Consider the following 14,565-nt stretch of genomic DNA (forward strand, 5'->3'; position numbering starts at 1 on the left):
ACGACGAACCCACCTACCTACAACTCGTCAACCCCCAATTCAGCCAAAGCCTGACCGGCTGATGCGGATAGCTGTGTGGAAGGAGAATCTGTCATGACGCTCAACGTGGTTCCGGAAGGTCTCGCCGCCGCCAGCGCAGCGGTCGAGGCGCTGACCGCTCGGCTGGCCGCCGCGCAGGCCAGCGCCGCCCCGCTGATCACCGCGGTGGTTCCACCGGCGATCGACCCGGTGTCGCTGCAGACCGCTGCCGGTTTCAGTGCACAGGGCAGCGAGCACGCCGCGGTGGCAGCTCAGGGTGCCGCCGAGCTGGGCCGCGCCGGTGTGGGTGTGGGTGAGTCCGGTGTGAACTATGCCGCTGGCGATGCAGCGGGCGCGGCGACCTACTTTTTGGGCACCCGCGGCTGATGATTTCCGCCCCGGTCTGGATCGCCTCCCCGCCGGAGGTGCATTCAGCATTGCTGAGCAGCGGCCCCGGAGCGGGTCCGTTGTTGTCGGCTGCCGGGGCATGGAACGCACTGAGCGCCGAGTACGCCTCGGCGGCAGACGAACTCACCGCGGTACTTGGTGCGGTGCAGAGCGGCGCCTGGCAGGGGCCCAGCGCCGAGCAGTATCTGGCCGCGCACGTGCCGTATCTGGCGTGGTTGGGCAAGGCCAGCGCAGACAGTGCCGGGGTCGCCGCGCAGCACGAGGTGGCAGCCACCGCCTACACGACTGCGCTGGCATCGATGCCGACACTGGCCGAGCTGTCGGCCAATCACGTGACACACGGAGCACTGGTCGCCACCAACTTCTTCGGCATCAACACGATCCCGATCGCGCTCAACGAAGCCGACTACGCCCGGATGTGGCTCCAGGCGGCCACCACCATGACCACCTACCACGCGTTATCCGGCGCGGCACTGGCGTCGGCGCCGCGGACCGCCGAAGCGCCACCGGTCGTCAAATCGTCTTCCGCGCGCCCCGCTGAAGACACCTCGCCGGGAAGCGGGAACTTCTGGACTGACCTGTGGAACCAGTTGGTACAGCTCTTCGAAGATCCGATGGCGACCATTCGGGCCATCATGGCCAATCCCGCGGCCTGGTTCCCGCTGCTGTTCTTCCTCGCCTACGAGGCGTTCTTCATCCCGTTCGGCTTCACCTTCTGGGGCGTGATGCTGGGCGCCGCCATCATGGCGCCGATCGTGCTCGGCGTAGGCCTCGGCCTGCTTGCCGACTTCTTGGGCGGGGACTGGACCAGCGACGTCGCGAAGCCCAAACCCGCGCCGTTGGCGGCGTCACCGGACCGGCCGATCGTTGCGGTGGCCGGTTTCGGACCTGGTGTCGGTGCACCCGGTGCAGCCGGCGTACCGGCGCCGCCGCCTACCTCGGCGGCGGCACCGCCGGCCCCGGCGGCCGGGTCCATCGGCTTCGGGTATCTGGTCAGTGGTGCCGATCCTGGTACCGGACTGGGGCCCACACTGACCGACCGCAACAAGGCGAAGGCGACGGCGTCACGGGTGCCCGCCGCCGCGGCGGTCGTCAGCAGCTCGGCGCGGGAGCGGTCCCGCGCACGACGGCGAAGGCGGGCTGCCCTGCACGACCACGCCGATGAGTTCATGGATATGAATTCCGGTCCGGGCGTGGAGATTCCCGCGGAGGCCCCGGCAATGGCCGGTTCGCAGCGTGGCGCCGGGGCACTCGGATTCACCGGGACCGTGGGCCGCAACGCACGCAGTGGGGCTGCCGGCCTCGCCACCTTGACCGGTGACGAGTTCGGTGGCGGTCCGAATATGCCGATGTTGCCCGATACCTGGGGCGACAAAGAAATTGACGGCTCCGCTGGGGAGCCCGAATCGGAACAGAAGTAGATAACAGGAAAGGGGTGTGGTGATGAGTCTGTTGGATGCACATATTCCGCAGTTGGTGGCGTCGGAGTCGGCGTTTGGTGCCAAGGCGGCGTTGATGCGGTCGACGATGGCGCAGGCGGAGCAGGCTGCGATGTCGGCGCAGGCGTTTCACATGGGTGAGGCGGCTGCAGCGTTTCAGGGGTCGCATGCGCGATTCGTCGCGATGGCGGCACGGGTGAATGCGCTGCTGGACATGGCGCAGGTGAACTTGGCGGATGCGGGCTCGACGTATGTCGCCGCAGACGCCGCAGCGGCGTCCGGCTACACCGGGGTTTAGAGAGGAGTTAGCTGATGTCTCAGATTGTCTACAACTACCCGGCGATGCTGGCCCACGCCGCGGAGATGAACGGGTACGCGGGCACCTTGCAGGCCGTGGGTGCTGACATCGCCAGTGAGCAGGCGGCGTTGCACGCGGCGTGGCAGGGCGACACCGGGATGACGTACCAGGCGTGGCAGGTGCAGTGGAACCAGGCCATGGAGGAGTTGGTGCTGGCGTACCGCGCGATGGCGTCGACGCACGAGACCAACACGTTGATGATGAGCGCACGCGACACCGCCGAAGCCGCTAAGTGGGGCTGACGCCAATGATCGGCTCGATGAGGGAAGGCAGCGATGGGAACTGAACCCAACGCTGCCGAACTGACCGTCGAGCAAGCCTGGTACATCGCGGAAACCGTGGGTGCCGGGTCCTTTCCGTGGGTCTTGGCGATCACCATGCCGTACACGGATGCCGGGGAGCGCGGCGCGTTCATGGCACGACAGCGCGACGAGCTCACCCAGATGGGAATCGTCTCGCCGGAGGGCACGGTCAATGCGGCCGTGGCCGAATGGATCCGGGTGGTGTGCTTCCCGGACCGTTGGCTGGACCTGCGCTATGTGGGTTCAGCCGCCGGCGGGGCCCAGGAGATGTTGCGGGGCATCGTCGCGCGCCGCGATCAGCCCGGCAAGCCCAGCCGGACCGTGGTGGCATTGCGCAACGCACAGCTGGTCACGTTCACCGTCATGGACATCGACGACCCGCGCCTGCTGGTGCCGGTACTCGGTGCGGGCCTGCGGCAGCGCCCGCCGGCCCGGTTTGATGAGTTCACCTTGCCCGCGCGTGTCGGCGCCCGCGCCGACGAGCGTCTGCGGGCGGGCGCTGAACTCTCCGAAGTGCTTGACTACCTGGGCCTTCCCGCCTCGGCTCGGCCGATCGCGGAGTCGGTGTTCACCGGCCCACGCAGCTATGTCGAAGTGGTCGCGGGATGTGCGAGAGACGGTCGGCACACCACCACCGAGGTGGGGATGAGCCTGGTCGACGCCGAGGCCGGCCGCATACTGGTCACCCCGTCGCGGGCCTTCGACGGCGAATGGGTGTCGACCTTCCGGCCCGGAACCGACTTCGCGACCGCCGTCGCGATCGAACAGTTGACCGCCACCTTGCCTGAGAGCACCTGGTTCCCGGGTCGACGCCTTTCCAGAGATTTCACCACCCAGCTGTCCTAGACAGCGCTGCAAGTACGTCCTCATAGAGCGAGAAGAACAGGGAACACCAATGACCGAAGCCCCGGTGCTGACCAGCGCCGTCATGCCGATTGTCCGGATCGCGGTCCTGGCCGACAGCCGGTTGACCGAGATCGCTGTGCCTGCGGAGTTGCCACTGCGCGAGATCCTTCCCGCGGTGCAGCGCCTGGTCGCCCCGGATACCGGTGACTCGCCTGATTCCGACCCGGGCGCCGGTGCCACGACCCGGCTGAGCCTGGCGCCGGTCGGCGGCGCCCCGTTCAGCCTGGACGCCAGCCTGGACACCGTCGGGGTGGTGGACGGCGACCTGTTGGCGCTGCGGCCCGTGCCGGTGGGGCCCGCCGCCCCCGGCATTGTGGAAGACATCGCCGACGCGGCTGTCATCTTCTCGACCTCCCGGCTTAAGCCGTGGGGCGCCAAGCACATTCAACGCGCAGCGCTGGCCGCCGGGACGGGACTGGTCGTCGCCGCCACCGGGCTGGCCGCAGCACACCGCGCCATCACCGGCGAGCCGACCGGCCTGATCGCGGCCGGGGCCATCGCATTGCTCACCGTGCTCGCAGCACTGCTGTGCCGCACCCGTTCGGCTGAGGCCGCACTCACGCTGTCGATCGCGGCGTTGGCACCGGTCGCGGCCGCGGGCACCCTGGCCGTGCCGGGAGCGTTCAGCGCCGCGCACATCGTGCTGGGCGCTGCGGCCGTCAGCGCGTGGGCCCTGATCTGCCTGATCCTGCCCCCCGGTGGCCGTGGCGAACGCGGCATCGCGTTCTTCACCGCTGCGGTGGTGGTCGGCGTCGGGGTGCTGGCGGCAGCCGCCGTCGCATCCTTCTGGGCGCTGCCGGCGCTCAGCATCGGATGCGGCCTGATCGCCGCCTCGCTGCTGTTGACCGTTGCCGCACCCCAGGTTTCGGCGTTGTGGGCCCGTCTGCCATTGCCGGTGATCCCGGCGCCGGGAGACCCGACGCCGTCGGCGCTGCCGGAGAGTGTGCTCGCCGACCTGCCGCGGCGCGTCCGTGTCACCGACGCCCACCAGACCGGCTTCATCGCCGGCTCGGTGCTGCTGGCCGTGCTTGGCTCGGTTGCCATCGCCTCTGCACCTGAAGGGCTTTCGGGCTGGGCCTGGTTCGTGGTTGCGGGTATCGGCCTGGCTTCGGTGCTGCGGGCCCGGGTCTGGGACTCCGCCTGGTGCAAGGCCTGGCTGCTCGCCGAGCCGCACCTGGCCGCGATCGCGCTGCTGGTCGGCTACGCGGCCACCGGCCGCTACCTGGCCGCCGTGGGTGCGGTGCTGGTGCTCGCGGCCCTGGCCGCGGTATGGGCGGTGGTCGCCGTGAGCCCGGCCGTCGGCTCGCCGGAGAGCTACTCGCTGCCGGTGCGGCGCCTGGTGGGATTCCTGGCTTCGGGCATCGACGCCACCCTGATCCCGGTCATGGCCTACCTGGTCGGCATCTTCGCCTGGGTTCTGTCTCGATGACCGTTGCCGCACAGCACAGGCGGGGCCTGCCGGTGGCGCGAGCCGCCGGCGCCGCGGTGCTGGCCGCGTTGTTGACCAGCGCGCCCGCCCTGGCGATCACCCCGCCCACGATCGACCCGACGGTCCCGCCGCCCAGCGGGGCGCCGGGCCCTGTCGCGGCCATGGAACAGCGCGGCGAGTGCGTCTTTTCGGGTGTGATGCCCGGCAGTGACGTCAGCGCCGCACCGGCCGCACAGCGCCAGCTCGACCTGTCGACAGCGTGGCAGTTCTCTCGCGGTGAGGGGCAGACCGTCGCTGTCATCGACACCGGCATCCGGCCGGGCCCGCGGCTGGGGGCCGTGGAGCCTGGCGGCGACTACATCGGCACCACCGACGGGCTGACCGATTGTGATGGGCACGGAACGCTGGTCGCCGGGATCGTGGCCGGACAGCCTGGTGATGACGGCTTCAGCGGGGTGGCCCCGGCGGCACGGCTGTTGGGACTGCGGACCGCTTCTGCGGCCATCTCGCCACGGTTGTCCGGCGACGACCCGCGCACCACGCGGGTGATCACCGACATCACCGCCCTGTCACGGGCGATCGTGCATGCCGCCGACCTCGGCGCTCGGGTCATCACCATCTCCACCACCACCTGCCTGCCGGCCGACCGCAATGTCGACCAGAGCCCGCTGGGCGCGGCCCTGCGGTACGCGGCGGTGGAGAAGGACGTGCTGATCGTGGCGGCCGCCGGTGATGCCGGACAGACCGGATCGGTCGGCGGCGGCGGGGAGACCTGCGAATCCAATCCGCTGACCGACCTGAGCCGTCCGCAGGACCCCCGCAACTGGGCCGGTGTGACGTCGCTGTCGGTGCCATCGTGGTGGCATCCCTACGTGCTGTCGGTGGCTTCCCTGGCCACCAGCGGCCGGCCCTCGGGATTCACCATGGCCGGACCGTGGGTCGGTGTGGCCGCTCCCGGTGAGGACATCGTCTCGGTGAGCAACCGCGAGGACGGCGGCCTGGCCAACGCGCTGCCCGGCAACCAGGGCAAGCCGGTTCCGCTCAGCGGTACCGGCTACGCCGCCGGCTACGTGGCGGGGGTGGCTGCGCTGGTCCGTAGCCGCTACCCCGACCTGAATGCGATGCAGGTGGCGCACCGGATCGTCGCGACCGCGCACAATTCCGCGCGCGCACCGTCGGATGTGGTGGGCGCCGGACTCATCGACCCTGTGGCGGCCCTGACGTGGGAATTGGCGCCGGTCGCCGACCCGGCCGCCACGCCCGCAAAGAAGGTCCCTGTGCCCCCGGCTCCGCAACCCGAGGACTCCGCGCCCCGGATCGTGGCCTTCGCCGGTACCGCTCTACTGGCCGGCTTGGTCGTCGCAGTCGCCACCGGCGCCGCGGCGGCAGCCCGCCGACGAAAGGAAAACCAGCTGTGAGCTCGCAACTGACCGCCGTGCCCCGGCCCGGACCGGCCCGAATCGCCTTGGTGCTGTTGGCCGTCGTGCCCGCCGTGATGGCAAACCCGTGGGAGACCGCCGCCCAGCGCTGGGCGCTTGCCGTGGGTGTGCTTGCCACGATCCTGCTGCTCGGCTGGTGGCAGGGCCTGCACCTCACCACCATTGCGCGGCGTCGGCTCGCCATGCTGCGTTCGGGCAGGGGTGCGCATAGCGACCGGCGCGCCGTTGCCGGAGTGAAGGCGACGGCGGCACTGAGGATCACGTCTTCGGCCGCCGGGGACACGCTGCCGCTGACGCTGATCGCCGGCTACCTGAATCGCTACGGTCTGCGCGCTGACGCCGTACGTGTCACCAGCCGTGACAGTCGACCGGATGCCGGTGTGGGCGCCAGCGACACCTGGATCAGCCTGACGTATTCAGCAGCGGCGAATCTGGCTGCTCTGCAGGCGCGCTCGGCGGCGATCCCGTTGCAGAGCACCGTCGACGTCGCCGCCCGGCGCCTCGCCGATCATCTGCGTGAGATCGGCTGGGATGCCGTGATCGTCGCCAAAGACGACGTTCCCGTGCTGGTGGATGCGAATGCCCGGGAGGCGTGGCGTTCGCTGATCGACGGCTCCGGTGATCACGTGGCCGCCTACCAGGTGGGGATCGATGCGGCGCTGGCCGACACGCTCAGCCGCATCCGGGCTGCCCATGCCGACGAGACCTGGACGGCATTGGAACTCACCGAAGACGGCGGGCAGCAGACTGTCGCGGTGGCCTGCGCCGTGCGGACCGGATCGGCGCCCGAGGGTGTGCCGCTGGCGGGACTGGTGTCGCAACAGGGCAACCAGCGCAACGCACTGCTGGCTCTGCACCCGTTGTCGGGCAGCCGTTTGGACGGCCACACCGCACTGTCCGGAGAAGACGTCGCCGGCTTGCGGTGGCCCGTGGCCGCAGCAGCGCCCGCCCACTAGGCGGGCGCGGCTGCCCGCGCCGTTCGGCTAGAACATGTACGGCCGCAGGAAGGCCGTCATTCGGCGCAGGTAGGTCGGCTGGCTGACGTGCAGCACGTGGTTTCCCGGGAACCAGTGCAGCGCGCACTGGTCCCAGTGGTGCCAGAGCATTTCGGACTGCTCCGGTGGCGCCAGCCGATCTCCCAGCCCGGTGATGATGAGTCGCCGCTCCTTGGCCACCAGCGGGGTGTAGTTCAGCGGTGAGTGGAATGCCGTCGCGGCGCCGAAGGCCTCGTTGCCGACGTTGCCCAGAAGTTGCCCACCGTGCAGCACCATGTTGGCGGGAAACCAGTCCCGGATCTCCGATTCAACCGAGACCACAGGCACATTCGGGATGACCGCCTGCAGTCGCGGTTCTACCGCGGCAAGCAGGGCGCTGGTGTAGCCGCCCAGGGACAGGCCGGTCAACGCGAAGCGGTCGACTCCGGTGGACTCCAAGTAGTCGATCATCGAACGGAAGTCGTGAACCGCTTGGGCCATCGCCTCGGCGAAGCCGGACATGCCGTGCGAGAAGTAGCCGTATCCGCTGAAGGGCGAGAACTTTTCCGCGCGCCGGCCGTGGAACGGCAACGTGAACAATGCGACGTCGTACCCGGAACGGAAGAACCACGGCAGTGAGAAGAAGAGTCCGTTGAACAGGTAGGCCGACCCCATGAACCCGTGGATGACGCACAGTGTCGGCCGGGGCCCGTCGTCGTGACGCCAGTGCTGAAACCGTGCGGTGTTGTTGTTGCCCAAGGCACGCCAGGGATCCCGCATGGCCGGGTTGATCGCTTCGAAACTGCTGCGGAACGCGACGTTTTCGACCGAGCCACGAGCAATACGCTCGGCCAACGGATTGGCGCGCCGGGCCGTTACCCGGGGCGCCGTGGTGGGGGCCGGGAAGGAACGCTTCGGGTCATGCGCCGACGCCGCGTCGGCGTAGAACGCCAGCCGCTCCCGCTCCTGTTGCGACTGCTTGCGGCCGACCGCGGTGGTGAGCACGGAGGGGATCATCGCGGCAGCCACCATCGACGCGACCGCGGTGCGCAGGCCGATGTCGGCGACGGCCGACGCGTCCACGATCGCCTTCTCCCGCAACGTCAACTCGCTGCGATGCGGCAGGCCCGCAGACCCGGCATCGGCCCCTGGGACATCGGGAATCGGGATGGGCGGGTTGAGGGGGGTGACGTCAGTGGTCACGGTCACCGGCCTTTCTCACGTGCGGCTCGCACGGACCCTCACTGATCCCGGTGCGACGTCAACCGGATGGTAGCTCGATCGTGAACAGCCGCGCGGCATTGTCGTGCAGAACCCCACGCAGCCAGGCGTCGTCGATGCCGGGAAGTGCGGTGATCGCGTCGAGGGCTTCGCGGTAGCCGTAGGGGATGTTGGGAAAGTCGCTGCCGAACAGGATCCGCTCGCCCGCCAGGCGCAGTCGCGGGTCCACTCCGGAGGGGAAGGGCATGAAGGTGTTGACGAAGGGGGTGAAGGCCATGGTGGTGTCGAGGTGCACGCGTGGCGAACTCAGGCAGATGTCGAGAAATTCATCGTATTCCGGCATTCCCATGTGCGCGACGATCAGGGTGAGCTGGGGATGGCGCCGCAGCAGTTGCCGAACCGGCCCCGGCCCGGTGAACCGGCCGGGCTGCGGACCGGAGCCGCAGTGGATCACCACCGGGATACCGGCATCTTCGATCATGCCCCAGGCCTCGTCGAGCAGCGGATCGTTCGGATCGTAGTCGCCGACTTGAATGTGTGCCTTGAAGATTCGGGCACCGTCACCGATGGCCTTCGCCACGTACGCAGCTGCCCCGGCCTCGGGATAGAACGTTGCCGTGGCCAGGCAATGCGGTGTCTCACGGGCGAATTGGGCCGCCCACTGGTTGAGCCAGGCCGCCATGTCCGGCTTGTGCGGATACACCAGGGAGGTGAATCGTCGTACACCGAATGCGCGCAGCGCGGCCACCCGCTCAGCTTCTTGCATCCGGTAGGTGATCGGCCACGGGCGTCCGACCATCGGACCCGCCGAGTCGAAATAGTTCCAGACCTTGTCCATCACCGACTTGGGCATGAAGTGGGTGTGGACGTCGATGATTCCGGGCAGTCCAAGCCGCGCCCACACCTGGCGCACGCTGGACATCTCGTCGGCGTGGGTCATTGGTTATCCCAGGTGTTTTCGGAGACGAACTCGCCCAACGGCTGCCGGTAGGCCCATTCATCGACTTCCAAGGCCGGCCGGTCCGGAAACTCCGGGACCGGTCCGAGACACAACACGGCCACCGGCTCGGCGTCCGAGGGCATGCCCACCAGGTCCGCCAACGCGCGCGGCTCGAACAGGGACACCCATCCCATGCCCAGCCCCTCGGCGCGGGCGGCCAACCACAGGTTCTGAATCGCACACGACACTGAGGCCAGATCCATCTGAGGGAGGGTGCGTCGGCCGAAGATGTGCGCCTGCCGACCGTCGCGCAGCGCCACCACCAACAGTTCGGCGCACTCACGGATGCCCTCTACCTTCAGGGCCAAGAACTCCTGTTCGCGTCGGCCCAGCGCCCGGGCGGTGCGATGACGCTCCTCATCGACCAGGGCGTGGATGCGCTGGCGAAGGACGCCGTCGGTGATCCTGATGAACCGCCACGGCTGCATCAGGCCCACGCTCGGTGCCGCGTGGGCGGCCGCCAGCAACCGGGCCAGCACCTGCGGGGGGATCGCGCTGCCGGGCACGAAGCGGCGCATGTCGCGGCGTTCGGCGATCACCCGGTACACGGCTTGGCGCTCCTGCTCGGTGAACGATGGATCAGCCACGGGATCATGGTAGGAGCCACACGAAGGGACGCCCCTGATGAAACGTTCACAACTGCTTGACCACTTCTCCGCCGACGCCGCCGGCGCGGTGGTCTACGGGGAGCCCCACCAAACCCCCGACGGCACGACGGTGATCACCGCCGCACGGGTCACTGCCTGGGGACCTGACGGTTCGCGGGTGACCGCCACGCCACTGGGGGCGATGGTGATTCGCGGCGAGAAGGCCAAATGGGTGGCCGCGGTGGACGCCAATCGGATCGGGATGGTGGGAGTGCTCACCGGGCTGTTGTCCGCGGTGATCGCCTCCCTGGCCGTGCTGCGGCGACCGCCCTGGCCGGACCTTCGGGCCGTCGGGGCGCACGGCGAGGGGAACTGACGGGGTGAGGCCACGGGCGGCACGCGCGGTCGCGTTGGGTTCGGTGGTGGCCGCTGCCGCGGTCTACGTGCTGATGCTGGTGGGTTACCGGCAGGGCTGGCAGTGGCTGGCCGGTGTGGACGCAGCCGCACTGGACGCAAGCTATGACATAGCCGTCAAACATCCCGGGTGGGTGCGCTGGTGGGATGGCGTCTCGACCTACTTGGCGCCCGCGGTGTTCCGGGCGGTGGGCATGGTGGTGGCGGTGGTCGCGGTGCTGCGTGGGCGGTTGCGTGCCGCGCTGTTCCTCTTGGTGGCGGTGGAGACCAGCGGGCTCCTCACCATGGTGGCCAAGGGCTCGGTCGGCCGGCCGCGTCCGGTGACCGCGCTGGTTTCGGCGAGCTCGACGTCGTTTCCGTCCGGGCACGCCCTGGGGGTGATGGTCGGGGTCGGCGCGTTTCTGATGCTGGCGCTGCCGGTGCTGCGGAGCACCGCCAGGGCGGCGGCGCTGGCCGTCGGGGTGCTGGTGGTGGCCGCCGTCGGCATCGCCCGGGTAGCGCTGAACGTGCACCACCCCTCCGACGTGCTGGCCGGTTGGGCCCTGGGCTGGGTGTATCTGGTGGGCTGGGCTCTGGTCCTCAAGCCGTGGCGGCGACCAGGGTTGACCGGATCCGGCGGAAGGCAGGATGCTCATGATGACCAGCGGTAATGCCGACCCGGTGGGAGAGCTCGTCTGTTCCCGCAAGGGCTGCAGCGCCGAGGCGCGGTACGGCATGTTGTGGAACAACGCCAAGCTGCATACCCCCGAACGGCGGAAAGTCTGGCTCACCTGCGCCGTGCACCAGGACTTCTTCCGGGACTACCTGGCGTCCCGCGGTCTGCTCCGTGAGCAGGTGCCGGTCGAGGAACTGCCGCGGCGTGCAGAGTCGTGACCCCGGCGCGCCGTGATCGGTGATTGACCGGCCCCCGGTGCGCGCAGATGATGACAGCATGCGCCGCCTGGTCAGTTCGTTCAGCGCTGTCCTGTGCACGGTCGCTGCGGCCCTGACCGCGGCGCCGGGCGCCCAAGCCGATGTGACGCCGTGGTTCGCCGCCTCAGTCGGCAACGCCAGTCAGGTGATCTCGGTGGTGGGGGTAGGCCGGTCGGACGCCAAGCTGGACGTCTACCAGCGCGGCGCCACCGGCTGGCAGCCGGTGGCGGCGGGGATTCCGGCGCACGTGGGTTCGGCGGGCATGGCGGCAAAGGCCAAGAGCGGCTACCCGGCCACTCCGATGGGCGTCTTCACGCTGCCGTACGCGTTCGGCACGGCGCCCAATCCCGGCGGCGGACTGCAGTATGTGCAGGTGGGTCCGGATCACTGGTGGGACGGTGACGACCACAGTCCGACCTTCAACACCATGCAGGTCTGCAAGAAGGCGCAGTGCACGTTCAACACCAACGAGAGTGAGAACCTCGAGATCCCGCAGTACAAGCACGCTGTGGTGATGGGGGTCAACGCTGCGCGTACGCCAGGTGATGGTGCCGGCTTCTTCTTTCACACCACCGACGGCGGTCCGACCGCGGGTTGTGTGGCTATCGACGACGCCAAGCTGGTGCAGATCATTCAATGGCTGCGCCCCGGCGCGGTGATGGCGATCGCGCAGTAGCCCTCACCCGGCAGCGCGAGTCGCAGCCGTTGCCGCCGCACTGGCGTACCGGCTAGCTCCCGATCAGCTCACCGCGCCCGCGTTGCAGGTAGTGGCTGACCATCTCGATCAACACCCGCCGCTCGGCCTGCCAGTCGACGGGTACGCCCATGATCATCTGCGCCAGCACGATGCCCCGCAGCGCTGCCCAGATCACCTCGGCCACACCGGCATCGGCAGGGTCGTCGGAGACCAGTCGCCCCAGCTGGTTGATGGCTGTGTTGGCCCGCAGCAGGTGTTCGAGGGACTGTTCGCCCAGCCGGCCGCGGGTGGCCCGCAGAATCTCGAACGCGGCCAGCGAGGTCGGGCTGGCATAGCAGCGCCACGCGGTGTCCACGACGGCCTCGATGCGTTGTCGCAGGTCCAGTTCGCCGACATCGACGGCGGACAGGCTGGTCAGCAGCTCGCTCACGCCGTCGTCGACGACGGCCATCAGCAGGCCGTTGCGGTCGCCGAAGTGATATTGGATGACCCCCCAGGTGACCCCGGCCCGCTCGGCCACGTGCTTGGCGGTCGCCGCACCGAATCCCTCGTCGGTGATGCAGCGCACCGTCTCTTCGATGATGCGGGCGCGGGTGTCGTCGCCGCGCTTGCGGGGCGCGCTGGTCCGCCGGGTGGGCCCGGTCGGCCGAACAGAACCAGCGGAAGTAGACATTGTTGACTTTATAACATAGTCAGCACTATTTTTTGGGCGTGACCGAATCCAGGTATGCGTCGCTGTCGCGCGACGAATTGGCTGTGCTGGTGCCCGAACTACTCCTGATCGGGCACATGATCGACCGCTCCGGAATGGCCTGGTGCATCTCGGAGTTCGGCCGCGAAGAGATGGTGCAGATCGCGATCGAGGAGTGGGCGGGCTCAAGCCCCATCTACACCCGGCGCATGCAGCGGGCGCTCGGCTACACCGGCAACGATGTGTTCACCATCTTCAAGGGCCTGCAGTTCGACATCGGCTCGCCGCCGCAGTTCATGGACTTCCGCTTCACCGTCCATGACCGCTGGAACGGCGAGTTCGAGCTGGCCAGCTGCGGTGCGCTGATCGATGTGGAGCCCATGGGCCACGACTACATCTTCGGCATGTGCCACACCATCGAAGACCCGACCTTCGATGCCACCGCGGTGGCCACCAATGTCCACGCGCAGTGCCGTCCCGTGCACCGGCCGCCCCGCACGCCCGCAGACCGGCAGCCGCACTGCCACTGGACGGTCATCATCGACGAGTCCTACCCCCCGGCCCAGCCGATCCCGGCGCTGGCCGTGATCAGCGAGACCAAGGCCGCCACGTGGGAGCTCGGCGACATCGACACGCAAGACGAGGGCCTGGCCGACTACACCGGACCGCTGCTGACCGACGTCGACTTCACCGCGTTCTCCCATTCGGCGCTGGTCCGCATCGCCGACGAAGTCTGCCTACAGATGCACCTGCTCTACCTGTCTTTCGCCCTGGCGGTGCGTGCCCGGGCCAGCTCCGACGAGCTGGCCGCTTCGGTGGGTCGGCGGCAGCTCACCGGCCTGGCCGGGCTGGGTGCCCAGCGCATCAAGAACGCGCTGAAGCTCTCGGCCGACATCGAGGGTGCGCTGCGCACTTTCGAGCTGCACCCGCTGCTCAATCCGATCGGCTACGTGCAGGCCGATTTCGGCGAGAGCTCCTTTTCGGTGCGCCACTCGCCCGCGCACGACGACGGCGCCTGGATCACGCTGTGCTCGCCGCAAGAGGTCAAGCCGTTGCAGGCCATCGCTACCGCGGTCAACCCGCTGCTGCGGGTGGAGATCGAGGGCACCGACGACGACTGGACGGCCCGGCTCACCGAGGACGACGCCGAGGCCAAGGAACTGCCCGAGGTGATGGTTGCCAAAGTCAGCACCGGTGCGGATTTCGTGTTCAGCCCCCGCACCTCGCTGCCGTTGACCGTGGTGTGAATCCGCTGATAGCCGCCCGCCCGCCGGTGTGTCGGCGATCCTGGGTGGTGCGGCCGCGCCTAGGGTGAGGGCCATTCCAGCCGTTGTCGATCCAAGGTAGTCAGCTATGTATGACCCGCAGGATGACGAGGCCACCAGGGAAGCGGAAGCGGTCGACGCGACGGACATGTCGCCGACGGTGATGTCCGCTCCTGGTTCCGGTGCTGTTGTGGACGCCCTCGCCTGGTCGCAGGAGGACGGCAGCGCCGGTGCCGAACCGGTGCCCTACGTCGAAGACCCCTACGACCATGACTTGGGCACCGGCCGCCGCCCGACGGTGGTGGTGCCCGCCGCAACGGTGCCGGGCCGTCGAGCGCCCTCGCGGTTGCCGCGGATCGCGCTCGGATTCGGCATCCTGGTCGCCCTGGTCGCCGTCATCGGTGCGATCTACAGCCTGACCCGCGGCCACGACGAGGCACCGGTCGCGCCCGAGACCAGCTCGGTGCTGCCGCCGGCCCCCTCGCCCAGCGCGCCGCCCCCACCG

The 14,565-nt window shown here is 68.9% G+C and carries 17 protein-coding genes and 1 pseudogene; 14 read left to right on the forward strand and 4 right to left on the reverse strand.

Going from position 1 to position 14,565, the window contains the following annotated elements; translation table 11 throughout:
- Nucleotides 1–93: 93 nt before the first annotated feature.
- Genes BST15_RS19410 through eccE form a run of 8 tightly spaced genes read left to right on the forward strand, consistent with a single transcriptional unit; the run spans nt 94 to nt 7,255 of the window.
- Nucleotides 94–405 carry a PE family protein gene (locus BST15_RS19410; protein WP_046191356.1) on the forward strand — a complete coding sequence of 104 codons (312 nt, stop codon included), beginning with the start codon at nt 94–96 and terminating at the stop codon, nt 403–405.
- Nucleotides 406–407: 2 nt separating this feature from the next.
- Nucleotides 408–1,847 carry a PPE family protein gene (locus BST15_RS19415; RefSeq protein ID WP_409366507.1) on the forward strand — a complete coding sequence of 480 codons (1,440 nt, stop codon included), beginning with the start codon at nt 408–410 and terminating at the stop codon, nt 1,845–1,847.
- A 22-nt stretch (nt 1,848–1,869) separates the two neighbouring features.
- On the forward strand, nt 1,870–2,163 hold the full coding sequence (locus tag BST15_RS19420; RefSeq protein ID WP_046191360.1) for a hypothetical protein: 294 nt from the start codon (nt 1,870–1,872) through the stop codon (nt 2,161–2,163).
- Between the two features lie 14 nt (nt 2,164–2,177).
- Nucleotides 2,178–2,465, forward strand: a complete 288-nt coding sequence (locus BST15_RS19425; protein WP_046191358.1) for a WXG100 family type VII secretion target — start codon at nt 2,178–2,180, stop codon at nt 2,463–2,465.
- 33 nt (nt 2,466–2,498) lie between these two features.
- Entirely contained in the window at nt 2,499–3,371 is an 873-nt protein-coding gene (locus tag BST15_RS19430) for an ESX secretion-associated protein EspG (RefSeq protein ID WP_083071123.1), read from the forward strand.
- A 49-nt stretch (nt 3,372–3,420) separates the two neighbouring features.
- On the forward strand, nt 3,421–4,860 hold the full coding sequence (eccD, locus tag BST15_RS19435) for a type VII secretion integral membrane protein EccD (RefSeq protein WP_272937519.1): 1,440 nt from the start codon (nt 3,421–3,423) through the stop codon (nt 4,858–4,860).
- The gene (mycP, locus tag BST15_RS19440) at nt 4,857–6,278 is read left to right on the forward strand and encodes a type VII secretion-associated serine protease mycosin (RefSeq protein WP_046686478.1); all 1,422 of its coding nucleotides are present in this window, start codon (nt 4,857–4,859) and stop codon (nt 6,276–6,278) included. The genes eccD and mycP overlap by 4 nt, the downstream gene beginning before the upstream one ends.
- A complete protein-coding gene (gene eccE / locus BST15_RS19445; RefSeq protein WP_046191080.1) occupies nt 6,275–7,255 on the forward strand; it encodes a type VII secretion protein EccE in 981 nt (326 codons plus the stop codon). Before mycP ends, eccE begins: the two co-directional genes overlap by 4 nt.
- Nucleotides 7,256–7,282: 27 nt before the next feature.
- On the opposite strand, the gene BST15_RS19450 is transcribed toward eccE, so the two are convergent.
- From BST15_RS19450 to bluB, 3 genes are read right to left on the reverse strand one after another with little or no spacing between them, the layout of a single operon-like run.
- The gene (locus tag BST15_RS19450; RefSeq protein ID WP_046191083.1) at nt 7,283–8,476 is read right to left on the reverse strand and encodes an alpha/beta hydrolase family protein; all 1,194 of its coding nucleotides are present in this window, start codon (nt 8,474–8,476) and stop codon (nt 7,283–7,285) included.
- 58 nt (nt 8,477–8,534) lie between these two features.
- Entirely contained in the window at nt 8,535–9,434 is a 900-nt protein-coding gene (locus tag BST15_RS19455) for an amidohydrolase family protein (RefSeq protein WP_046191079.1), read from the reverse strand.
- On the reverse strand, nt 9,431–10,081 hold the full coding sequence (gene bluB, locus BST15_RS19460) for a 5,6-dimethylbenzimidazole synthase (RefSeq protein ID WP_046191078.1): 651 nt from the start codon (nt 10,079–10,081) through the stop codon (nt 9,431–9,433). The genes BST15_RS19455 and bluB overlap by 4 nt, the downstream gene beginning before the upstream one ends.
- A gap of 37 nt (nt 10,082–10,118) precedes the next feature.
- On the opposite strand from bluB, the gene BST15_RS19465 reads away from it, so the two are divergent.
- From BST15_RS19465 to BST15_RS19480, 4 genes are read left to right on the forward strand one after another with little or no spacing between them, the layout of a single operon-like run.
- Nucleotides 10,119–10,457: a hypothetical protein gene (locus tag BST15_RS19465; RefSeq protein WP_046191077.1), complete on the forward strand. Its 339-nt coding sequence runs from the start codon at nt 10,119–10,121 to the stop codon at nt 10,455–10,457.
- Nucleotides 10,458–10,461: 4 nt separating this feature from the next.
- Nucleotides 10,462–11,145: a phosphatase PAP2 family protein gene (locus tag BST15_RS19470; protein ID WP_234708348.1), complete on the forward strand. Its 684-nt coding sequence runs from the start codon at nt 10,462–10,464 to the stop codon at nt 11,143–11,145.
- Nucleotides 11,132–11,368: a hypothetical protein gene (locus BST15_RS19475; RefSeq protein ID WP_046191075.1), complete on the forward strand. Its 237-nt coding sequence runs from the start codon at nt 11,132–11,134 to the stop codon at nt 11,366–11,368. Before BST15_RS19470 ends, BST15_RS19475 begins: the two co-directional genes overlap by 14 nt.
- Nucleotides 11,369–11,426: 58 nt before the next feature.
- Nucleotides 11,427–12,083, forward strand: coding sequence for a L,D-transpeptidase family protein (locus BST15_RS19480; protein WP_046191082.1), 657 nt, complete (start codon nt 11,427–11,429; stop codon nt 12,081–12,083).
- 52 nt (nt 12,084–12,135) lie between these two features.
- Here BST15_RS19480 and BST15_RS19485 read toward each other — a convergent pair whose 3' ends face one another.
- The gene (locus BST15_RS19485; RefSeq protein ID WP_046191074.1) at nt 12,136–12,777 is read right to left on the reverse strand and encodes a TetR/AcrR family transcriptional regulator; all 642 of its coding nucleotides are present in this window, start codon (nt 12,775–12,777) and stop codon (nt 12,136–12,138) included.
- 38 nt (nt 12,778–12,815) lie between these two features.
- Between BST15_RS19485 and BST15_RS19490 the strand changes: the two genes are divergently transcribed.
- A complete protein-coding gene (locus BST15_RS19490; RefSeq protein WP_046191073.1) occupies nt 12,816–14,042 on the forward strand; it encodes a hypothetical protein in 1,227 nt (408 codons plus the stop codon).
- Nucleotides 14,043–14,148: 106 nt separating this feature from the next.
- Nucleotides 14,149–14,565: pseudogene (locus BST15_RS19495) on the forward strand (hypothetical protein); the annotation flags it as partial.

This window comes from Mycolicibacter arupensis (assembly GCF_002086515.1).
GTDB lineage: Bacteria > Actinomycetota > Actinomycetes > Mycobacteriales > Mycobacteriaceae > Mycobacterium > Mycobacterium arupense.